The sequence below is a fragment of the Aurantibacter aestuarii genome (assembly GCF_003008425.1).
Lineage (GTDB): Bacteria > Bacteroidota > Bacteroidia > Flavobacteriales > Flavobacteriaceae > Aurantibacter > Aurantibacter aestuarii.
On the sequence record NZ_PXOQ01000007.1, the window covers coordinates 998,427 to 1,017,071 of the forward strand.

The following is an 18,645-nucleotide window of genomic DNA, read 5'->3' on the forward strand; positions in this document are numbered from 1 at the left end:
ATGACTAAAAATATTTTACTCTTATTATTTCTTATATTGCTTTTTTCTACTTCTTGTAAATCTTATTATTTAAGTAATCGTGAAGTTAATAAGTTAGAATTAAAACAGATTTCAAATATTAAAATTCTTAATAGTGTAAAAGATTATAGATCTCATTACAAATCGAAAAGCGTCTTGTTTATTTTTTTAGGAAAAAATGAAGACGTATATATTAGAAGAATAGTTAATTTATCCCATGTATATAATTATTTAATTTCTTATTACTCTATTATAGATGAAGTCCCAGTTATTATTTTTTCTAAAAAAGAGGGTTATGTTGCTCCAAAAAACTATAGTAGTAACTTCATAAAATTATTATCTAATTTTTTAAATGATGATATGCTAATGAAGGAAATAAAAAAAGATAAAGCATCTAATCAATATCTAATGATACCAAACTCTCAAAAAGATTTAATTAATCACTCAAAAATTATTTCTTACACCTCTGAAAAAAATGAAATTAATTATAATTCTTTTTATAAGAAAATGGTTTATGAAAATCCAAATAGAGGTTTGTTTTCTTATTATAGGATAATTGAAGGAGGAATTGACGAACGAAAACCCTGATAGCACGGACTTGTAGTCCGTGAAATAGAATAACAAATACATTCATACAAATACAACGGTAAAGAGCAAGAAAAAGCATTAGGTCTAAACATTACCGAAATGGACTGGAGGCAATACGACATGGCTTTAGGACGTTTTCATGGTATAGATAAACTAGCCGCTACAGAGCCATACAGAACACCTTATCATTTTGTAGGAATAATCCTATTTTATTTAGTAATCGCCCACGCTGGCGCGAGCATCATGCTCCCCACGCTGGCGCGAGCATCATGCTCGTGCTTTTATATATTTTTTAAGATTAAATAATTTCAGCTAACTTTATTGTATGTGTAGAAAATATAAATTTCATAATGAGCTCGGCGCATATTTTATCTCGTTCGCTACAGTAAATTGGGTAGATGTTTTTACCAGAATAAATTATTTCGACATAGTTATAGAATCTCTAAACTATTGTAGGAAATATAAAGGCATGGAAATTTATGGGTATTGTTTAATGACTAATCATGTACATTTAATTTTTAGAGCGTCAAATTCTAATCCTTCAGATTTAATAAGAGATTTTAAAGGCTTTGCTTCCAGAAAAATACTAAAAACCATTAAAGAAAACCCTCAAGAAAGCAGAAAAGAGTGGCTGTTGAATTTGTTTTTTAATGCTGGACAATCAAAAAGCAACGTTTCTAACATGCAGTTTTGGCAACAAAACAATAAGCCTATAGAAGTTTGGAGTTTAAAAGTTTTTGAGCAAAAATTAACTTATATACACGAAAATCCTGTTAAATCTGGATTTGTTACAAATCCAACAGATTGGAAATATTCGAGTGCTAGAAATTATGCAAATAATGACCAAACTGTTATAGAAATTGATATAAATTAATATTTTTGAAATTAGAAATCTGAGACACGAGCATGATGCTCGCGCCAGCGTTGGGGAAATAGATAATACTAGTTATTATTCACCAGATAGGCATGCGGTAATAATAGTTCATACTATAGATGAATATAGTGTTTATAAAAACATATATCAAGTTGTCTCTACTTTATGGCATGAAATTAATCATGCATTTCAACATAAATCAGGTTGGTATGAAACTCTATCTGAAAAATATAATCAAACAATAGTTGAATACATTTTACAAAGAGATTCATATCAATTACAGATAGATTTAGGGGATAAGGATTATGAAAGAGTAGTCAAATATTACAATTACCTTAATAACCAATTAAAATCTTATAATTATGATGAATAAGTGTTTTATTTTATTTATTTTATTTTTTTCTTGTAAAAATAGAATACAAGAAGAAAGTATTCAAATAAGCATCTTAAATGATGAATTATATTCATTGTGCTCAAGTAATGAGTGTAAAATTCCTTACAGGGACTATTATAGAGACGATTACATTTCAATTTCAACAAATAGGGTTATATTTAAAATAGAGAATTTAACTGATAATAACTTGTTATTATACTCTAAAAACTTTGATGGATTTAAGATTTTTTTGCCGAGCTTTAATACTTTTTCAAATCAGTTAAATGTTAGTTTAAAAAATTTCTTAATTTTTAATTCTGAAAATAAAGTATTGAAGCCTGAGATAATTATGGGTGAACCTAGATCGAAGTATATTGATAGACAAGAATATATTAAAAATGAAGTTTTAAAGTTTTATAACACTTCTGATTATTCAGATAAAAATGATTTATGGAAATTTGAAAATAATAGAATAAGTAATGGTACTCTAAAAATTTATTCAAAACAAACATTATATTTTGAAGCTTTAATATGTTTTCCATTTTCATCGCATAACGAATTAGGATTTGAGACATCTTACATATTAGATAAAGACGAAAATTATTATACTTCTTTGTATTTTAAATTTATAAAACCAGAAGGAGTATTAAGAAAATCACAAAAATTAGAAATTGAAAATAATAAATTTGATTTTTTTGAAGGTGAAATCCGTTCTGTTAATACTGTCCCATTGAAAATCATTAAAGATGGTTCAGATAATAATAGTACAGAAGTTAATGGTAAAGAATAGTTGATAGCCTATTTGTAAGAGTTAAAGTTTTGAAATACAATTACTTAAAAAAAAATTACTAACAATAAAAAGGATGAGCTTCATGTTCATCCTTTATTTCTTAATGCACCTTAAGTATAGTGTCATTTTTATATAGGATGACACTGTATTACACTTGTTTTTAGTTGTTGTAAGTCTTTAACAACATAACGTTCTGTGCTACTAATGTATTTATGTCCTGCAAGATATTGTACTTGTCTTAAATTGTGTTGTTTTAACCAATTTACTATAACACTTTTTCTAATAGTGTTTGTACTTATGTTAACAGATTTACTTAGTCTGCTAAAAGCGTTTTTACAACATTTTCCAATTGTAGGACATACAAACTCATTATCAACGCCAGTCTTCTGGAGAAATAGGTAATTCTTTGTAACATTTTTAATTGTTTGACTACAAATAGTTAACTATAATGATTTGTTTATGAGCTTTGGAGCAGTGCAGCATGCTATTTCTGTAATGAAAAGTAATAGAAATTTGATTAAAAAACATCGTAAAAAAGGTGGTTTAAAAGGTCATTTTGGATTAGAAAAAACAGAGTATAATTTACCTAAAGCATCTCCAAAACAATTAAGTGAATTACGTAACAAATTAAAGTCTGAAAAACGTTTACGAAACTTAAAGATTTATTTGTTTGTAGGTGTAATAACAAGTGCTATAATTGGTGTACTTGTTTATTATGCATAAAAAAAGCGATTCCCTTTAAAAGAAAATCGCTTTTAATATTTATGGGTTTTAGTTATTTATGAAACTGCTTCAGCAATTCGCTTAATAGCTTCTTTAATTTGGTCTTGACTAGCTGCATAACTAATTCTTATGCAATTAGGGTTTCCAAAAGATTCTCCAGAAACGGTTGCAACTAGAGCTTCTTCCAATAGAAATAATGATAAGTCACTTGCTGAATTTATGGTTTTTCCTTTTAAGGTTTTTCCGAAGAAAAAAGACACGTCTGGAAATACATAAAATGCACCTTCAGGGATATTGGTTTTAAAACCTTCAATTTTACCTAATAAATTTAAAATTAAGTCGCGTCTTACTTTAAATTCATCAATCATAAATTGCACTTTGCTAGGCGATTCGTTTAAAGCAGTAATGGTGGCACGTTGCGCAATACAATTGGCACCACTAGTAATTTGTCCCTGCATTTTATTACAAGCACGTGCAATCCAGTCTGGAGCACCAATGTAACCTATACGCCAACCGGTCATGGCAAATGCTTTACTTACGCCATTTACAGTAATGGTATTGTTAAACATCCCGTCAATTTCTGCCATACTAATATGACCTTTTGTGGTATAGTTAATATGCTCATAAATTTCATCAGACAGCACATAAATATCTGGGTAATTTCTTAATACCTTAGCCAAGCCTTCTAATTCCTCTTTACTGTAAAGTGAACCACTTGGGTTACATGGAGAACTAAACCAAATCATTTTTGTTTTTGGAGTAATTGCAGCCTCTAATTGCGCAGGAGTCATTTTAAAATCGGTATCGATAGAAGTTTTAACTTCAACAGGAACACCTTCGGCTAATTTTACAATATCTGCATAGCTTACCCAATATGGGCAAGGAATAATGACTTCATCTCCCTGGTTAAGCATAACCAAAGCTACGTTTGCTAGCGACTGTTTTGCTCCCGTAGATACTACTATTTGTGGTAACGTATAAGTTAAATTATTATCACGTTTAAATTTAGTAATAACAGCCTGTTTTAACTCGGTATATCCATCTACAGGTGTGTAGGAGTTATAATTTTCATTAATCGCTTCTATAGCCGCGTCTTTAATATAATCGGGCGTGTTAAAGTCAGGTTCACCTAAACTAAGTCCTATAATGTCTTTGCCTTCTTCTTTAAGTTCTCTGGCTTTTGCTGCCATAGCTAAAGTGGCAGAAGTTGACATGTTTAAAATACGTTCAGATAATTGATTTGTGCTCATTAAATTTGGGTTAGGCTTGTAAAGCAGGATTCATTCCCATTTCTTTTAAATATCTAAAATGAGCAATAATAGCTTTACGTGTGGTTTTATATTCGTTATAGGGTAAATTAAATTCGTTTGCTGTGTTTTTTACAATTTCAGCTATTTTAGTGTAGTGCACATGACTAATGTTTGGAAAAATATGGTGTTCTACTTGGTGGTTTAATCCGCCAGTATACCAGTTAATAATTTTACTTTTTGCACCAAAATTAACTGTAGTTTTTAATTGGTGAATTGCCCAAGTGTTTTTCATGGTTCCGTTTTCTTCAGGTAAAGGCATTTCAGCTTCATCCATCACATGTGCTAATTGAAACACCACACTAAGAATTAATCCAGCCGTATAATGCATAACGAAAAATCCTATTAAAATTTTCCACCAAGCGACGTCCATAAAAACCATAGGGATAACAATCCATATTGAAACATAAACAATTTTAGAAATTACTAGCTTACTCCAGTTCCATACAGGATTTGGAAATTTACCGTAAGATAATTTACGGCTCATATAGCGTTTCATTTGTTGCCAATCGGTTGTAATAGCCCAGTTTATAGTTAATAATCCGTATAAAAGTACTGAGTAATAGTGTTGAAATTTGTGGTGTTTATGCCATTTTGCATGCTTAGAAAAACGTAAAATACGTCCAGCTTCTAGATCTTCATCATGACCATGAATGTTTGTGTATGTATGGTGTAATACATTGTGTTGAACTTTCCAATTGTAAACATTTCCAGCAAGAATATAAATACTACTTCCCATTAAATTGTTTACCCAATCTTTGTTAGAGAAAGAACCGTGATTTCCGTCATGCATCACATTCATCCCAATACCAGCCATTCCAATTCCCATAACTACGGTTAACAGGAGCTGGATCCACTCATTAATATTTAAGGTTAACATTAAAAAATAGGGTGCTAAAAATAGCGTAAACATTACGATGGTTTTTAACCAAATACGCCAGTCGCCTGTACGTTTTATTTTGTTTTCTTTAAAGTAGGAATTAACGCGTTTATTTAAGGTTCTAAAAAAATTTGCAGAATCCGTTCTTGAAAATGAAAGGGTTTTATTTGTCATAATAATCAATATTTATAAACGCTATAGCCGTTTAAATATTTGCGGTAAAGATAAATAATAAACGCCTGTTTTAAATTATTATTTGATGTTAAAATGATATTTTTGTGGAAATTAACATATTTGTACTCATGGAGCTCATTTTAAAATATTTTCCGGATTTAACTCAAGATCAAATTGATAAATTCTCAAAACTAGAAGCATTATATCAGGACTGGAATTTGAAAATTAATGTTGTTTCCAGAAAGGATATAGATGAGTTGTATTTGCGCCATGTGTTGCACTCTCTGGCAATAGCGAAGGTTATACAATTTAAGGATGGAGCTAAGCTAATGGATGTTGGTACAGGTGGCGGATTTCCAGGAATTCCCCTAGCTATTTTGTTTCCAGAGTGTCAGTTTCATTTGGTAGATAGTATTAATAAGAAATTAAATGTGGTACGAGAAGTAGTTGCTGGATGCGATTTACAAAATGTTAAAGTAACACATACACGTGTAGAAGAAATCAAAGAAACTTACGATTTTATAATAAGCCGTGCTGTTGCAGCTATGCCAACATTTGTTCATTGGGTAAAAGGAAGAATCGCAAAAGACAATAATCATGAGTTGCGAAATGGGATTTTATACTTAAAAGGTGGCGACTTGACTGAAGAATTAAAAGATTACATAACCACTACTATTTATAATATTCCAGACTTTTTTGAAGAAGATTTTTTTGAAACTAAAAAAATAGTGCATTTACCAATGAAGTATAAGGTGAAGTAGAATGCAGATAGATCAAAAGAGAATTGAAAGCGGTTTAAAAAAGCTTTGTGTTCTTAAAAAGTATTGATATAAAAACAATTAAAGTGGTAACTAAAAATATAATATTAATTATTCTGGCAAAAGGTGGAGCACCTTCTGGCCAGATTTGACCTAATAATACCGTACAATTTGTAATAAGTAAAATGCTTAAGAAGGGTTTACTGATTTTTTTATTTGTGTTCATCCCAAAATATTTTACAAAATAAAATATTAAAAAAATAAATACTAAAATGATTTTCTTTCCGTTTTAGAGAAAAACCAAACCGCCATAAAACACCTCTACTTTTTAATTTTAAATTATTTTGTATGAAATCTTTAGTGTTTTATGTGTCTCTTTTATTTGTTTTTGTGGCCTGTTCAGAATCAAATTCAGAAGATTTGGAGCATCAGGTTGTTAATTTAGAAAACCCCAATAATTTTTATGCCTTAACTGTTGGTAATTCTTGGGTTTATAAAAATTACAAATACAACAATTTTACACAAGACTACGATGAAACCACTGTAATTGATTCGGTTAGTATTGTTGGTACAGAACTTATTTCAGGTGTTAAGTATTTTAAATTTAGACGGTTTACCACTGGTAATGATAACAATATAACTTTTTGTAATCAAAATGGAGAGTATTTTGAATATTTACGGGAAAATGATGGTAATTTGGTTAATGATGCCGGAAAAGTTAAATTTTCCAATAGCGATTTTAGTCAGCGTTTAATTTTAGATGCCGATTGGGGTACTATCTATGAAAATTTAATCTCTGGAACCAGTCAATTAAATGTTGAAGCAGGAACTTTTACTTGTATTAATTCCGAACGTTATGCTATTACAGAAAATGGAGATCAACTCGCAGGTCTAGATAAATTTTATTATTCTGATGGGTTTGGTCTGATTTACGATACTCAATCTTTTGTTGTTTCAGCTTATCCTTACATCATAAGACGTTTAGATTCATATGACATTCAATAAAAAAAAAAGACCTTTCAATTGGGAAAGGTCTTTTTTAAATTATAAGTAATTAATTATAAGCCAAAAGCAGATTTAACCTGCTCTACATAATCTAATTTTTCCCATGTAAAGGTCTCTACAGTTTCGGTAACTGTTTGTCCCATTGGGTTAGAAAATGTAACTTCTTTAGTTTCTGGTGTGCGTCCCATGTGTCCATAGGCTGCGGTGTCAGAATATATTGGCGTTCTTAGTTTTAAACGTTGTTCTATAAAGTAAGGACGCATATCAAATATAGATTCTACAATTTTACTTATTTCACCATCTGTTTTATTAACGGTAGCAGTACCATAAGTTTCTACATTAATACTGGTTGGTTTTGCAACACCAATTGCGTAACTTACCTGCACTAATACTTCTTTACATAAGCCTGCTGCTACTAAATTTTTTGCAATATGTCTTGTTGCATATGCACCAGAGCGGTCTACTTTACTTGGATCTTTACCAGAAAATGCACCACCTCCATGGGCACCTTTACCACCATAAGTGTCTACTATAATTTTTCGACCCGTTAAACCAGTATCGCCGTGTGGTCCACCAATAACAAAAACACCTGTTGGATTAATGTGGTAGGTAATTTGGTCTGTAAATAATTTTTGAATATGCGCTGGTAAATTCTCTACAACACGAGGAATTAAAATGTTTTTAATGTCAAAATTAATTTTTTCTAACATTAACTCATTGGCTTCCTCTCGATCTTCTTTAGAATTAGATTTTGGCTTTATAAAGTCATCATGTTGGGTAGATAATACAATTGCATCAATACGTTGTGGTACATTATCATCACTATACTCAATAGTAACCTGAGACTTAGCATCTGGACGTAAATACTTTATCTCATTATTTTCTCGTCTAATTGCTGCCAATTCCTTTAAAAGTCTATGAGATAACTCTAAGGCTAAAGGCATATAGTTTTCGGTTTCATCAGTAGCATAACCAAACATCATACCTTGGTCTCCAGCACCTTGATCTTCTGGGTTACCTCGGTCTACACCTTGATTAATATCTGGAGACTGCTCATGAATGGCAGAAAGCACACCACAAGAGCTTCCATCAAACATATAGGCTCCTTTGGTGTAGCCAATTTTATTAATAACGTCACGTGCAATTTGCTGTACGTCTAAATAGGTGTCCGATTTTACTTCACCAGCAAGTACGACCTGTCCGGTTGTTACTAAAGTTTCGCAAGCAACTTTAGAGTTTTTATCGAATGCTAAAAAATGGTCAATTAAAGCATCACTAATTTGATCGGCTATTTTATCTGGATGACCTTCAGAAACACTTTCGGATGTAAATAAATATGACATAATTGTAAACTTAATATTGTTTGTAATTAAAAAAATTAAGATTGCAATTGCTAGAGGAGTAGTTTACTGCTTTAGCATTTTTTTAAAGAGGTTGCAATCAGATCAAATCATTCCTCTGTAATAGATTGCAAATATAGAAGCTTTAAAATACATAACCAAAAGATTCAATCTTAAAGAAATCAAAAAAAAGTATATGTAAAATTATCATATTCGTAAAAGTTTGCGTTTTATTAAAAATAATTTGGTCAGGTAATGCTATTGTTACACTTTTGTCTAACACATATGAAAAACAACAACATCATTTTTATCATTTCTATTATTGCTTTTGCAAGGCGATAAGGAATGGTATATATAACATTAAGTTAAGCCTTCCTTTTTTGGAAGGCTTTTTTTTTGAATTTAATTAAGGTAAATTATGTATTACAACGAGAGCAGTGTCGTATTCCATAACGGAGCATTTAAAAACCCAAAAGAGGTTTTGTTAGAAACTTACGGACAAACATTACATTATGGTAATGGTGTTTTTGAAGGAGTTAGAGCTTATAAAACAAAAAACGGAACTCGAATTTTTAAGGCAGAAGACCATTATAAGCGCTTAAAATATGGTGCAGAGGTCATGGGTATTCCTTTTAATTATTCAGTAGAAGAACTGGTAACTTTAACCTACCAATTATTAGTAAAAAATAATCTGGAAGACGCTTATATCAGACCATTAATTACAGCTGGAGCCGATATGAGTTTGCGGACTTCTACAGAAGCCAATCTAACCATTCAATGTTGGGCTTGGGGAAAATATATGGGCGATAAATTACTACGTGTAAAAACCTCTTCTTTTGAAAGACCAAACCCTAAATCTTGTTTTGTTGATGCTAAAATTACAGGTCACTATACCAATTCAATCTTAGCTACTAACGAAGCTAAATCTGCTGGGTTTGATGAAGCTTTACTTTTAGACATGCATGGAAACGTAGCAGAATGTTCTGGTGCTAATGTATTTATGGAAAAAGATGGGAAACTATATACACCTAAAAAAGGAAATATAATGCCTGGTATTACGCGTCAAGTCATTATGCAAATTTGTAAAGACGAAGGTATTCCGGTAGAAGAAAAACTATTTACCATAGATGAATTTAAAAATGCAGACGCTGCCTTTTTTACTGGAACTGCGGCAGAAGTAGTTGGGTTAGAATCTATAGACAATTATAAATTCCCTAAAGATTTTGAAACCACTTTCGGTGCAAAATTAATGAAGCTTTATCAGGATGAGGTTTTAGAACAACGCCAAAAACAACCACAACATGCTTAATAAATATAGCAAAACAGTAACACAAGACGATACGCAACCTGCAGCTCAAGCCATGTTGCACGCTATTGGTTTAACTAAAGAAGATTTTAAGAAACCCATTATTGGCATTGCAAGCACAGGTTACGAAGGTAATCCGTGTAATATGCACTTAAATGATTTAGCTAAACTGGTTAAACAAGGCACCAAAAAAAAGGATATTGTAGGTCTTATATTTAATACTATTGGCGTTAGCGATGGAATTTCTATGGGAACACCAGGAATGCGGTATTCATTACCTTCAAGAGATGTTATTGCAGATTCCATGGAGACTGTAGTGCAGGCGATGAGTTACGATGGTTTAGTTACTGTAGTAGGTTGCGATAAAAATATGCCAGGTGCGTTAATTGCAATGATTCGTCTAAATAGACCTAGTATTTTGGTGTATGGTGGAACAATTGATTCTGGTTGTCATAACGGACAAAAACTAGATGTAGTTTCTGCTTTTGAGGCTTGGGGAAGCAAAGTTGCTGGAACCATGAAAGAAGACGAATATCAAAGCATTGTAGAAAAGGCATGTCCTGGAGCTGGAGCTTGTGGTGGTATGTATACTGCGAATACTATGGCGTCTTCTATAGAGGCTTTAGGAATGGCTTTACCATTTAACTCTTCTAATCCTGCTTTAAGTAATGCTAAACAAGAAGAAAGTGTTAGAGCTGGAGAAGCATTACGTTTATTGTTAGAAAAAGACATAAAGCCATCAGATATTATTACACGAAAATCTCTTGAAAATGCTGTTAGGTTAGTAACAATTCTTGGCGGATCAACAAATGCAGTATTACATTTTTTGGCTATAGCTAGAGCTGCTAATATAGATTTTACATTAAAGGATTTTCAAAAGATTAGCGATACAACTCCATTTTTAGCAGATTTAAAACCTAGCGGTAAATATTTAATGGAAGATGTTCATGCGGTTGGCGGGATTCCTGCAGTAATGAAATACCTTTTAAGTAAAGGGTTATTACACGGAGATTGTTTAACCGTAACAGGTAAAACCGTAGCCGAAAATTTAGCTGAAGTCAATGATTTAACTTCTGGTCAAGATGTTATTAAGCCTGTAGAAAAACCAATTAAAATCTCTGGACATTTAAGAATGTTATATGGTAATTTAGCTCAAGAAGGTAGCGTAGCTAAAATAACAGGAAAAGAAGGATTAAAATTTTCTGGAAAAGCAAAAGTTTTTGAAGGTGAATATGCTGCAAATGATGGTATTCGTGACGGAAAGGTAACTAAAGGTGATGTTGTAGTTATTCGTTACGAAGGTCCAAAAGGCGGACCCGGAATGCCAGAAATGTTAAAGCCTACTGCTGCTATTATGGGAGCAGGTTTAGGTAAAGATGTCGCTTTAATTACAGACGGAAGATTTTCAGGTGGAACGCACGGTTTTGTTGTTGGACATATCACACCAGAAGCTCAAGAAGGAGGAACCATTGCTTTAGTAAAAGATGGCGATGTTATTACTATAGATGCCGAAACAAATTCTATTATTCTTGAAGTTTCGGAGGAAGAATTAAATAAAAGAAAAGCGTCTTGGAAAGCTCCAGAACTAAAGTTTAAGCGTGGTGTTTTGTACAAATATGCAAAAACAGTTTCGTCTGCGTCTAAAGGTTGTGTAACTGATGAATTTTAAAAATGAAAGCCTTTTAAAATATAAAATATGGCAAATCAAAAAAACATAAAAACACAAAGATTATCTGGAGCAGAAGCTATTATTAAATGTCTTTTAGCTGAAGGTGTAGATACCATTTTTGGTTATCCTGGTGGCGCAATTATGCCACTTTACGATAAATTATACGGTTATCAAAATGAGCTTAAACACGTTTTAACGCGTCACGAGCAAGGAGCAACTCATGCAGCACAAGGTTATGCACGTATTTCAAATAAAGTTGGAGTGGTTACAGCAACATCTGGTCCAGGAGCTACTAATTTAGTAACAGGTTTAGCAGATGCGCAAATAGATTCTACTCCAATGGTATGTATTACAGGTCAAGTAGCATCCCATTTGTTAGGGACAGATGCATTTCAAGAAACCGATATTGTTGGTATTTCTACTCCAGTAACTAAATGGAATCACCAAATAACAAAAGCAGAAGATATTCCTTCGGTTTTAGCTAAAGCATTTTATATCGCCAAAAGTGGTCGTCCAGGTCCTGTTTTAATAGATATAACTAAAGATGCTCAGTTTGAAGAATTTGATTTTTTATATAAAAAATGTAATCACATTAGAAGTTATGTGCCAGTTCCAGAAACCAAATCTGGCTCGGTAAAAGCTGCTGCAGAGCTAATAAATAACGCAAAAAAACCATTAATAGTTTGGGGACAAGGTGTTATTTTAGGAGAAGCTGAAGCAGAATTTAAAGCCGTAATCGAAAAAGCAGGAATTCCTTCGGCTTGGACTATTTTAGGTGCTTCGGCATTAGAAACATCTCATAATCTAAATGTTGGAATGGTTGGTATGCATGGTAATTATGCACCAAACAAATTAACTAACGAGTGCGATGTTTTAATTGCTGTGGGTATGCGTTTTGACGATAGAGTGACGGGCGATTTAAGCCGATATGCTAAACAGGCTAAAGTTATTCATTTTGAAATTGATTCTGCAGAAGTGAATAAAAACGTAAAGGCAGATGTGGCAGTTTTAGGTAATGTAAAAGATACTCTAACTCAATTATTACCAGAATTAAGGGCAACAAATCATGACGCTTGGTTACAAGAATTTAAAGATTTATATCAAATTGAATTAGAGAAAGTCATTAACGACGACTTAAAGCCAAAAGTAGCTGAAATTACCATGGCGGAAGTTATTGAGCAAATCAATATACAAACCAATGCTAAAGCGGCTATTGTGAGCGATGTTGGTCAACACCAAATGGTGGCTTGTCGTTATGCTAAGTTTAAAGAAACCAAAAGTAATATTACTTCTGGCGGATTAGGTACTATGGGTTTTGCATTGCCAGCAGCAATTGGTGCTAAAATAGCAGAACCAAATCGAGAAGTCGTAGCTATTATTGGAGATGGTGGTTACCAAATGACCATTCAGGAGTTAGGAACCATTTTTCAAACTAAAACGCCAGTTAAAATTGTGGTGTTAAATAACGAGTTTTTAGGAATGGTAAGACAGTGGCAGCAATTGTTTTTTGACAAACGCTATGCTTCAACAGAAATGGTAAATCCAAACTTTGTTAAAATTGCCGAAGGTTATTCCATTGAAGCTAAAAAAGTAGTTAAGCGAGAAGATTTAGCACAAGCTGTAGAAGATATGATAAAAAGTAAAAACGCTTACTTTCTAGAAGTTATGGTAGGTAAAGAGAATAATGTTTTCCCAATGATTCCTACAGGAGCAAGTGTTTCAGAAATCCGTTTAGAGTAAATGATAAAGCTGTCTGGTCGAGTGCAGTCGAGGAGACATAGATACATAAAACAATGAGTAAAGAAATAACATATACAGTATCAATTTATACCGAAAATAACATTGGATTATTAAACCGAGTTTCGGCTATTTTTCAAAGAAGACATATTAATATTGAGAGTATAAATTCTTCAATTTCTGAAATAGAAAACGTCACCAAGTGGACTATTTTAGTTATAGTGACCGAAGAGCAAATGAAAAAGGTTATTGGTCAAATTGAAAAACAAGTAGAGGTGATTAGAGCCTATTATCATACCGATGATGAAATTATTTATCAGGAATCATGCTTGTTTAAAATGAAATCTGATTTATTGTTCGAAGCACCTCAAATTCAAAATCTTATAAAAGACCATAATGCCCGGTTAGTCACTGTAAATAAAGACTTTTTTGTCATTGAAAAATCGGGTAGAACAGAAGAAATAGAAACATTATACCAAACATTAAAAACCTACGGAATTTCTCAATTTACACGTGCAGGACGCATTGCAGTATCTAAAGAACGTATGGAAATTTCAAAACTGTTGAGTTTATTCAACGCCTAAAAAATATAATCATGGCAAATTATTTTAATACATTATCCTTAAGTCAAAAATTAGAGCAATTATCTAAATGTCGTTTTATGGGACAAGACGAGTTTAAAGATGGTGTATCAGTTTTAAAAGACAAAAAAATCGTAATTATTGGTTGTGGAGCGCAAGGTTTAAACCAAGGTTTAAATATGCGTGATTCTGGTTTAGATATTTCTTATGCTTTAAGAGATGCAGCTATTTCAGAAAAACGTCAGTCATACAAAAATGCAACCGAAAATAACTTCAACGTAGGTAATTACGAAACTTTAATTCCAACAGCAGATTTGGTATTAAACCTAACGCCAGATAAGCAACATGGTAATGTGGTTAAAACCATTATGCCACTAATGAAAAAAGGAGCAACCTTATCGTACTCTCACGGTTTTAATATTGTTGAAGAAGGCGAAGAAATTCGTGAAGATTTAACGGTAATCATGGTAGCGCCTAAGTGTCCTGGAAGTGAAGTTCGAGAAGAATATAAGCGAGGATTTGGAGTGCCAACATTAATTGCAGTTCATCCAGAAAATGATCCAGAACAAAAAGGTTGGGAACAAGCTAAGGCTTATGCTGTTGCAACTGGTGGACATAAAGCTGGGGTTTTAGAATCGTCTTTTGTTGCTGAGGTAAAAAGTGATTTAATGGGCGAACAAACCATTTTATGTGGTGTGTTACAAACAGCTTCTATTTTATTATTCGATAAAATGGTAGAGAAAGGAGCAGACCAAGCGTATGCGTCTAAATTAATACAATACGGTTGGGAAACTATTACCGAAGCATTAAAGCATGGTGGAATTACAACCATGATGGATCGATTAAATAACCCTTCAAAAATTAAAGCATTTCAGTTAGCCGAAGAATTAAAGGATTTATTAAAACCTTTATTTAATAAGCATATGGATGATATCATGTCTGGTCATTTCTCTAAAACTATGATGGAAGACTGGGCTAATGACGATAAGAATCTATTAACTTGGAGAGCTTTAACCGAAAATACAGCTTTTGAAAAATCTACAGCGACAGAAGAAACAATAAATGAACAAGAGTATTTTAATCATGGTGTTATTATGATTGCTTTTGTAAAAGCTGGTGTAGAATTAGCGTTCGATACCATGGTGGCTTCTGGTATTGTTGAAGAATCTGCGTATTACGAATCACTTCACGAATTACCATTAATAGCAAATACCGTAGCACGTAAAAAGTTATACGAAATGAACCGCGTTATTTCTGATACCGCTGAATATGGTTGCTATCTATTTGATCATGCCTGTAAACCATTATTAGAAGATTTTATGGATTCTGTAGAATTAAATGTTATTGGCGAATCATTTTCGACATCAAATGATGTGGATAATTTAGAACTAATTGCTGTAAACGATGCTATAAGAAATCATCCTATTGAGAAAATAGGAAAAATCTTACGTGCTGCTATGACAGCTATGAAAGCAATAAAAACAGCATAAGAATTTATTATGAGTTTAAAACAAACTTACTTACCTCAATTAAAAGATGTAGAAACTGCAGCACAACGTTTAAATGGCATTGCAGTTTTAACACCTTTAATGGAAAACCACTTATACTCTAAAACTTTTGAGGCTTCCATTTATTTTAAACGTGAAGATTTACAACCTGTAAGATCGTATAAAATTCGTGGCGCTTATAATAAAATGGCGTCTTTAGATACTCATTTAAGTCAAAATGGAATTGTTTGTGCAAGTGCAGGAAATCATGCGCAAGGTGTGGCTTTATCATGTAAGTTGTTAAAAATTCATGGCACTATTTATATGCCAACACCAACACCAAATCAAAAAATAAATCAGGTTAAAATGTTTGGTGAAGACTTTGTAGATGTGGTTTTGGTGGGCGATACTTATGATGATGCTTACGATGCTGCCATTATAGAATGTGAGCGTTTAAAGAAGGCGTTTATCCACCCGTTTGATGATAAAAAAGTTATTGAAGGTCAGGCAACCGTAGGATTAGAGATAATTGACCAAGCAACAATACATCCCATTCATTATGTAATTGTTCCAGTTGGTGGTGGCGGATTATCTTCTGGATTAGCATCGGTGTTTCATTTGTTATCTCCAAATACAAAAATTATTGGTGTAGAACCCCAAGGTGCGCCATCTATGTCTACATCAATTCAAAATAATAAAAACACAACAATTGAGGATATAGATAGTTTTGTAGATGGTGCTGCGGTTAAACGTGTAGGCGATTTAAATTTTGAAATTTGCAAGTCTTTTCTAGATCAAGTTATAACCGTTCCAGAAGGCGAAATTTGTCAAACTATTTTAGATCTATATAACAACGAAGCAATAGTAGTAGAGCCAGCAGGTGCATTAAGTATTACCGCTTTAAATCATTTAAAAGATGAAATTAAAAGTAAAAATGTAGTTTGCGTGGTTAGTGGAAGTAATAACGATATCGTTAGAACTGCCGAAATTAAGGAACGGGCTTTATTACAATCTAATCTTAAGCATTATTTTATTGTGAAATTTCCTCAACGTGCAGGTGCTTTAAAAGAATTTGTGGTTAATATTTTAGGTCCAAATGATGATATCACACACTTTGAGTACACTAAGAAAACAAATCGGATTAATGGTTCTGCAGTAGTTGGTATTGAATTAAAATTTGCTGAAGATTTTGAGCCATTAGTGCAAAAAATGAAATTACGTAAGTTTTATGGCGATTACTTAAATAACAAACCCGACTTGTTTGATTTTTTAGTGTGATTTAGAAAATAAATCTTTTAAATTTTATTATTTTAGATATAATATCTATAAAAATTGCTCAGAATGTATGGCTTTAGAAAAATTATCTAAAATAAATTTGGATACTACATTTTAAAATTGCAATATTTGCACTCAATAAAGTTCAAAAACTTACTGAAATGTTATCAAGAAAGGCTGAGGGAATAGACCCGGTGAAGCCTTAGCAACCCTTTACACATTGTAATGAAGGTGCTAAATTCTACTTAAACTTTTATTCATTAATACTGGTTTGGATAGATAACTTAATGTAATTGTTCATCTACAATTACTCATTTTCTTATAACATTTTTCTAAAAGGTACGCTTCAGCATTGAGGCTTATTTGACTTTTTGTTTTAATTTTTTATTTAACTCAAAAAAACTTAGAAAAATGAGTACACAAAATTTTGCAACCAAAGCGTTGCACGCAGGACACGATGTAAATGCTAACGGCGGTACAAGAGCAGTGCCAATCTATCAAACCACATCTTATGTGTTTGACGATTCAGACAATGCAGCAGGTCGTTTTAATTTAACAGAGCCTGGTTACATTTACACTAGACTTAACAACCCAACAACCGATTTTTTAGAACAACGTATCGCCGCTTTAGAAGGTGGTATTGCTGCGGTAGCTACAGCTTCTGGGACTTCAGCAATTGCTACAACATTATTAACCTTACTTAGAGCAGGAGATCATATTGTGGCGTCAAGCAGTTTGTATGGTGGTACCTTTAATTTATTAAATGTGACTTTACCAAGACACGGTATTACAACCACTTTTGTAGATGCCTCAAATCCGGAAAACTTCAAAAACGCTTTTCAGGAAAACACTAGAGTGGTGTTTGTAGAGTCTTTAGGAAATCCAAAGTTAGATGTCTTGGATCTTGAAGCAATTTCTAAAGAAGCTAAAGCTTACAATGTACCACTAATTGTAGATAATACAGTAGCTACGCCATATTTGTTAAATCCTATTGAATATGGTGCCAATATTGTGATTCATTCTTTAACCAAATACATTAATGGAAACGGAACGGCTTTAGGAGGAATTATTGTAGATGCAGGAACATTTGATTGGACCAATGGTAAATTTCCTGAATTTACCGAACCATCTGCTGGTTACCACGGTTTAATATATAGTGAGGTTTTAAAAGAAGCCGCCTTTATTGCCAAAGTTAGAATTGAAGGCTTACGTGATTATGGTGGAGCTTTAAGTCCGTTTAACGCCTTTCAAATTATACAAGGTTTAGAAACCTTAGAATTACGTATTAAAAAACATAGTCAGAATGCACTTGAATTGGCTAAATGGTTACAAGAACAACCAGAAGTAAATTGGGTGAATTATCCTGGCTTAGAAACTAGTCCATATAAAGCTTTAGCTAAAAAATATTTGCCTAAAGGTCAAAGTGGTATAGTCACTTTTGGTGTCGATGGTGGTTATGACTCTGCTAAAGTCATAGCAGATAAAACCAAGTTGTTTTCATTATTAGCAAATATTGGGGACACTAAATCTTTAATTATTCACCCTGCAAGTACAACGCATCAACAATTAAGTGATGCCGACAAAGAGCGTACAGGCGTGACTAAAGATTTAATTAGATTATCTGTTGGGATTGAAAATATAGAAGATTTAAAAGCGGACTTAAAAAAAGTTTTTGCTTTAATAAATAAACCAGTAAGAGTTTAATGTTTTATAGATCTACAAGGTGTTCAGCATCTTGTAGATTTTTAATTATAATCACA

At 32.5% G+C, this 18,645-nt stretch carries 16 protein-coding genes and 1 riboswitch; of the genes, 13 read left to right on the plus strand and 3 right to left on the minus strand.

From position 1 onward, the window contains the following. The 4 genes from C7H52_RS05605 (at position 1) to C7H52_RS05625 (ending at position 3,366) form a co-directional block, all read left to right on the plus strand. Positions 1-606: a hypothetical protein gene (locus tag C7H52_RS05605; RefSeq protein WP_106462892.1), complete on the plus strand. Its 606-nt coding sequence runs from the start codon at positions 1-3 to the stop codon at positions 604-606. Between the two features lie 325 nt (positions 607-931). After that, a complete protein-coding gene (locus C7H52_RS05610; protein WP_106462893.1) occupies positions 932-1,480 on the plus strand; it encodes an REP-associated tyrosine transposase in 549 nt (182 codons plus the stop codon). A 362-nt stretch (positions 1,481-1,842) separates the two neighbouring features. Further along, positions 1,843-2,643 carry a hypothetical protein gene (locus tag C7H52_RS05615; protein WP_146130008.1) on the plus strand — a complete coding sequence of 267 codons (801 nt, stop codon included), beginning with the start codon at positions 1,843-1,845 and terminating at the stop codon, positions 2,641-2,643. A 459-nt stretch (positions 2,644-3,102) separates the two neighbouring features. Beyond that, entirely contained in the window at positions 3,103-3,366 is a 264-nt protein-coding gene (locus tag C7H52_RS05625; RefSeq protein ID WP_106462895.1) for a hypothetical protein, read from the plus strand. 56 nt (positions 3,367-3,422) lie between these two features. Here C7H52_RS05625 and C7H52_RS05630 read toward each other — a convergent pair whose 3' ends face one another. Together C7H52_RS05630 and C7H52_RS05635 are read right to left on the minus strand one after the other, a co-directional pair. Further along, positions 3,423-4,616, minus strand: a complete 1,194-nt coding sequence (locus C7H52_RS05630; protein WP_106462896.1) for a pyridoxal phosphate-dependent aminotransferase — start codon at positions 4,614-4,616, stop codon at positions 3,423-3,425. A gap of 10 nt (positions 4,617-4,626) precedes the next feature. Then, positions 4,627-5,727, minus strand: a complete 1,101-nt coding sequence (locus C7H52_RS05635) for a fatty acid desaturase family protein (protein WP_106462897.1) — start codon at positions 5,725-5,727, stop codon at positions 4,627-4,629. A 128-nt stretch (positions 5,728-5,855) separates the two neighbouring features. Here C7H52_RS05635 and rsmG point away from each other — a divergent pair, with 128 nt between their 5' ends. Further along, complete coding sequence (gene rsmG / locus C7H52_RS05640; RefSeq protein WP_106462898.1) at positions 5,856-6,488, plus strand: 16S rRNA (guanine(527)-N(7))-methyltransferase RsmG; 633 nt, start codon at positions 5,856-5,858, stop codon at positions 6,486-6,488. Positions 6,489-6,833: 345 nt separating this feature from the next. Continuing rightward, entirely contained in the window at positions 6,834-7,490 is a 657-nt protein-coding gene (locus tag C7H52_RS05650) for a hypothetical protein (protein WP_106462900.1), read from the plus strand. 53 nt (positions 7,491-7,543) lie between these two features. Here C7H52_RS05650 and metK read toward each other — a convergent pair whose 3' ends face one another. After that, entirely contained in the window at positions 7,544-8,833 is a 1,290-nt protein-coding gene (gene metK, locus C7H52_RS05655; RefSeq protein WP_106462901.1) for a methionine adenosyltransferase, read from the minus strand. A gap of 415 nt (positions 8,834-9,248) precedes the next feature. On the opposite strand from metK, the gene C7H52_RS05660 reads away from it, so the two are divergent. The 7 genes from C7H52_RS05660 (at position 9,249) to C7H52_RS05690 (ending at position 18,589) form a co-directional block, all read left to right on the plus strand. Beyond that, complete coding sequence (locus tag C7H52_RS05660; RefSeq protein WP_106462902.1) at positions 9,249-10,139, plus strand: branched-chain amino acid transaminase; 891 nt, start codon at positions 9,249-9,251, stop codon at positions 10,137-10,139. After that, positions 10,132-11,805: a dihydroxy-acid dehydratase gene (ilvD, locus tag C7H52_RS05665; protein ID WP_106462903.1), complete on the plus strand. Its 1,674-nt coding sequence runs from the start codon at positions 10,132-10,134 to the stop codon at positions 11,803-11,805. The genes C7H52_RS05660 and ilvD overlap by 8 nt, the downstream gene beginning before the upstream one ends. Positions 11,806-11,832: 27 nt before the next feature. Continuing rightward, a complete protein-coding gene (ilvB, locus tag C7H52_RS05670) occupies positions 11,833-13,545 on the plus strand; it encodes a biosynthetic-type acetolactate synthase large subunit (RefSeq protein WP_106462904.1) in 1,713 nt (570 codons plus the stop codon). A gap of 53 nt (positions 13,546-13,598) precedes the next feature. Continuing rightward, positions 13,599-14,126 (plus strand): acetolactate synthase small subunit, encoded by a 528-nt coding sequence (gene ilvN / locus C7H52_RS05675; protein WP_106462905.1) that lies wholly within the window; start codon positions 13,599-13,601, stop codon positions 14,124-14,126. An 11-nt stretch (positions 14,127-14,137) separates the two neighbouring features. Further along, complete coding sequence (ilvC, locus tag C7H52_RS05680) at positions 14,138-15,613, plus strand: ketol-acid reductoisomerase (protein ID WP_106462906.1); 1,476 nt, start codon at positions 14,138-14,140, stop codon at positions 15,611-15,613. 9 nt (positions 15,614-15,622) lie between these two features. Further along, positions 15,623-16,888: a threonine ammonia-lyase IlvA gene (gene ilvA / locus C7H52_RS05685; RefSeq protein ID WP_106462907.1), complete on the plus strand. Its 1,266-nt coding sequence runs from the start codon at positions 15,623-15,625 to the stop codon at positions 16,886-16,888. 158 nt (positions 16,889-17,046) lie between these two features. Next, positions 17,047-17,171: riboswitch (SAM riboswitch) on the plus strand. 125 nt (positions 17,172-17,296) lie between these two features. Then, positions 17,297-18,589 carry an O-acetylhomoserine aminocarboxypropyltransferase/cysteine synthase family protein gene (locus C7H52_RS05690; RefSeq protein WP_106462908.1) on the plus strand — a complete coding sequence of 431 codons (1,293 nt, stop codon included), beginning with the start codon at positions 17,297-17,299 and terminating at the stop codon, positions 18,587-18,589. Positions 18,590-18,645: the final 56 nt, after the last annotated feature.

Excerpts from the sequence above, each read along its gene's own strand:
- C7H52_RS05690 (WP_106462908.1), top strand. The coding sequence starts at position 17,297 with ATGAGTACACAAAATTTTGCAACCAAAGCGTTGCACGCAGGACACGAT.
- C7H52_RS05605 (WP_106462892.1), top strand. The coding sequence starts at position 1 with ATGACTAAAAATATTTTACTCTTATTATTTCTTATATTGCTTTTTTCT.
- ilvC (WP_106462906.1), top strand. The coding sequence starts at position 14,138 with ATGGCAAATTATTTTAATACATTATCCTTAAGTCAAAAATTAGAGCAA.
- C7H52_RS05635 (WP_106462897.1), bottom strand. The coding sequence starts at position 5,727 with ATGACAAATAAAACCCTTTCATTTTCAAGAACGGATTCTGCAAATTTT.
- ilvN (WP_106462905.1), top strand. The coding sequence starts at position 13,599 with ATGAGTAAAGAAATAACATATACAGTATCAATTTATACCGAAAATAAC.
- C7H52_RS05650 (WP_106462900.1), top strand. The coding sequence starts at position 6,834 with ATGAAATCTTTAGTGTTTTATGTGTCTCTTTTATTTGTTTTTGTGGCC.
- metK (WP_106462901.1), bottom strand. The coding sequence starts at position 8,833 with ATGTCATATTTATTTACATCCGAAAGTGTTTCTGAAGGTCATCCAGAT.
- C7H52_RS05615 (WP_146130008.1), top strand. The coding sequence starts at position 1,843 with ATGATGAATAAGTGTTTTATTTTATTTATTTTATTTTTTTCTTGTAAA.
- C7H52_RS05630 (WP_106462896.1), bottom strand. The coding sequence starts at position 4,616 with ATGAGCACAAATCAATTATCTGAACGTATTTTAAACATGTCAACTTCT.
- C7H52_RS05625 (WP_106462895.1), top strand. The coding sequence starts at position 3,103 with ATGAGCTTTGGAGCAGTGCAGCATGCTATTTCTGTAATGAAAAGTAAT.
- ilvD (WP_106462903.1), top strand. The coding sequence starts at position 10,132 with ATGCTTAATAAATATAGCAAAACAGTAACACAAGACGATACGCAACCT.
- C7H52_RS05610 (WP_106462893.1), top strand. The coding sequence starts at position 932 with ATGTGTAGAAAATATAAATTTCATAATGAGCTCGGCGCATATTTTATC.
- ilvB (WP_106462904.1), top strand. The coding sequence starts at position 11,833 with ATGGCAAATCAAAAAAACATAAAAACACAAAGATTATCTGGAGCAGAA.
- ilvA (WP_106462907.1), top strand. The coding sequence starts at position 15,623 with ATGAGTTTAAAACAAACTTACTTACCTCAATTAAAAGATGTAGAAACT.
- C7H52_RS05660 (WP_106462902.1), top strand. The coding sequence starts at position 9,249 with ATGTATTACAACGAGAGCAGTGTCGTATTCCATAACGGAGCATTTAAA.
- rsmG (WP_106462898.1), top strand. The coding sequence starts at position 5,856 with ATGGAGCTCATTTTAAAATATTTTCCGGATTTAACTCAAGATCAAATT.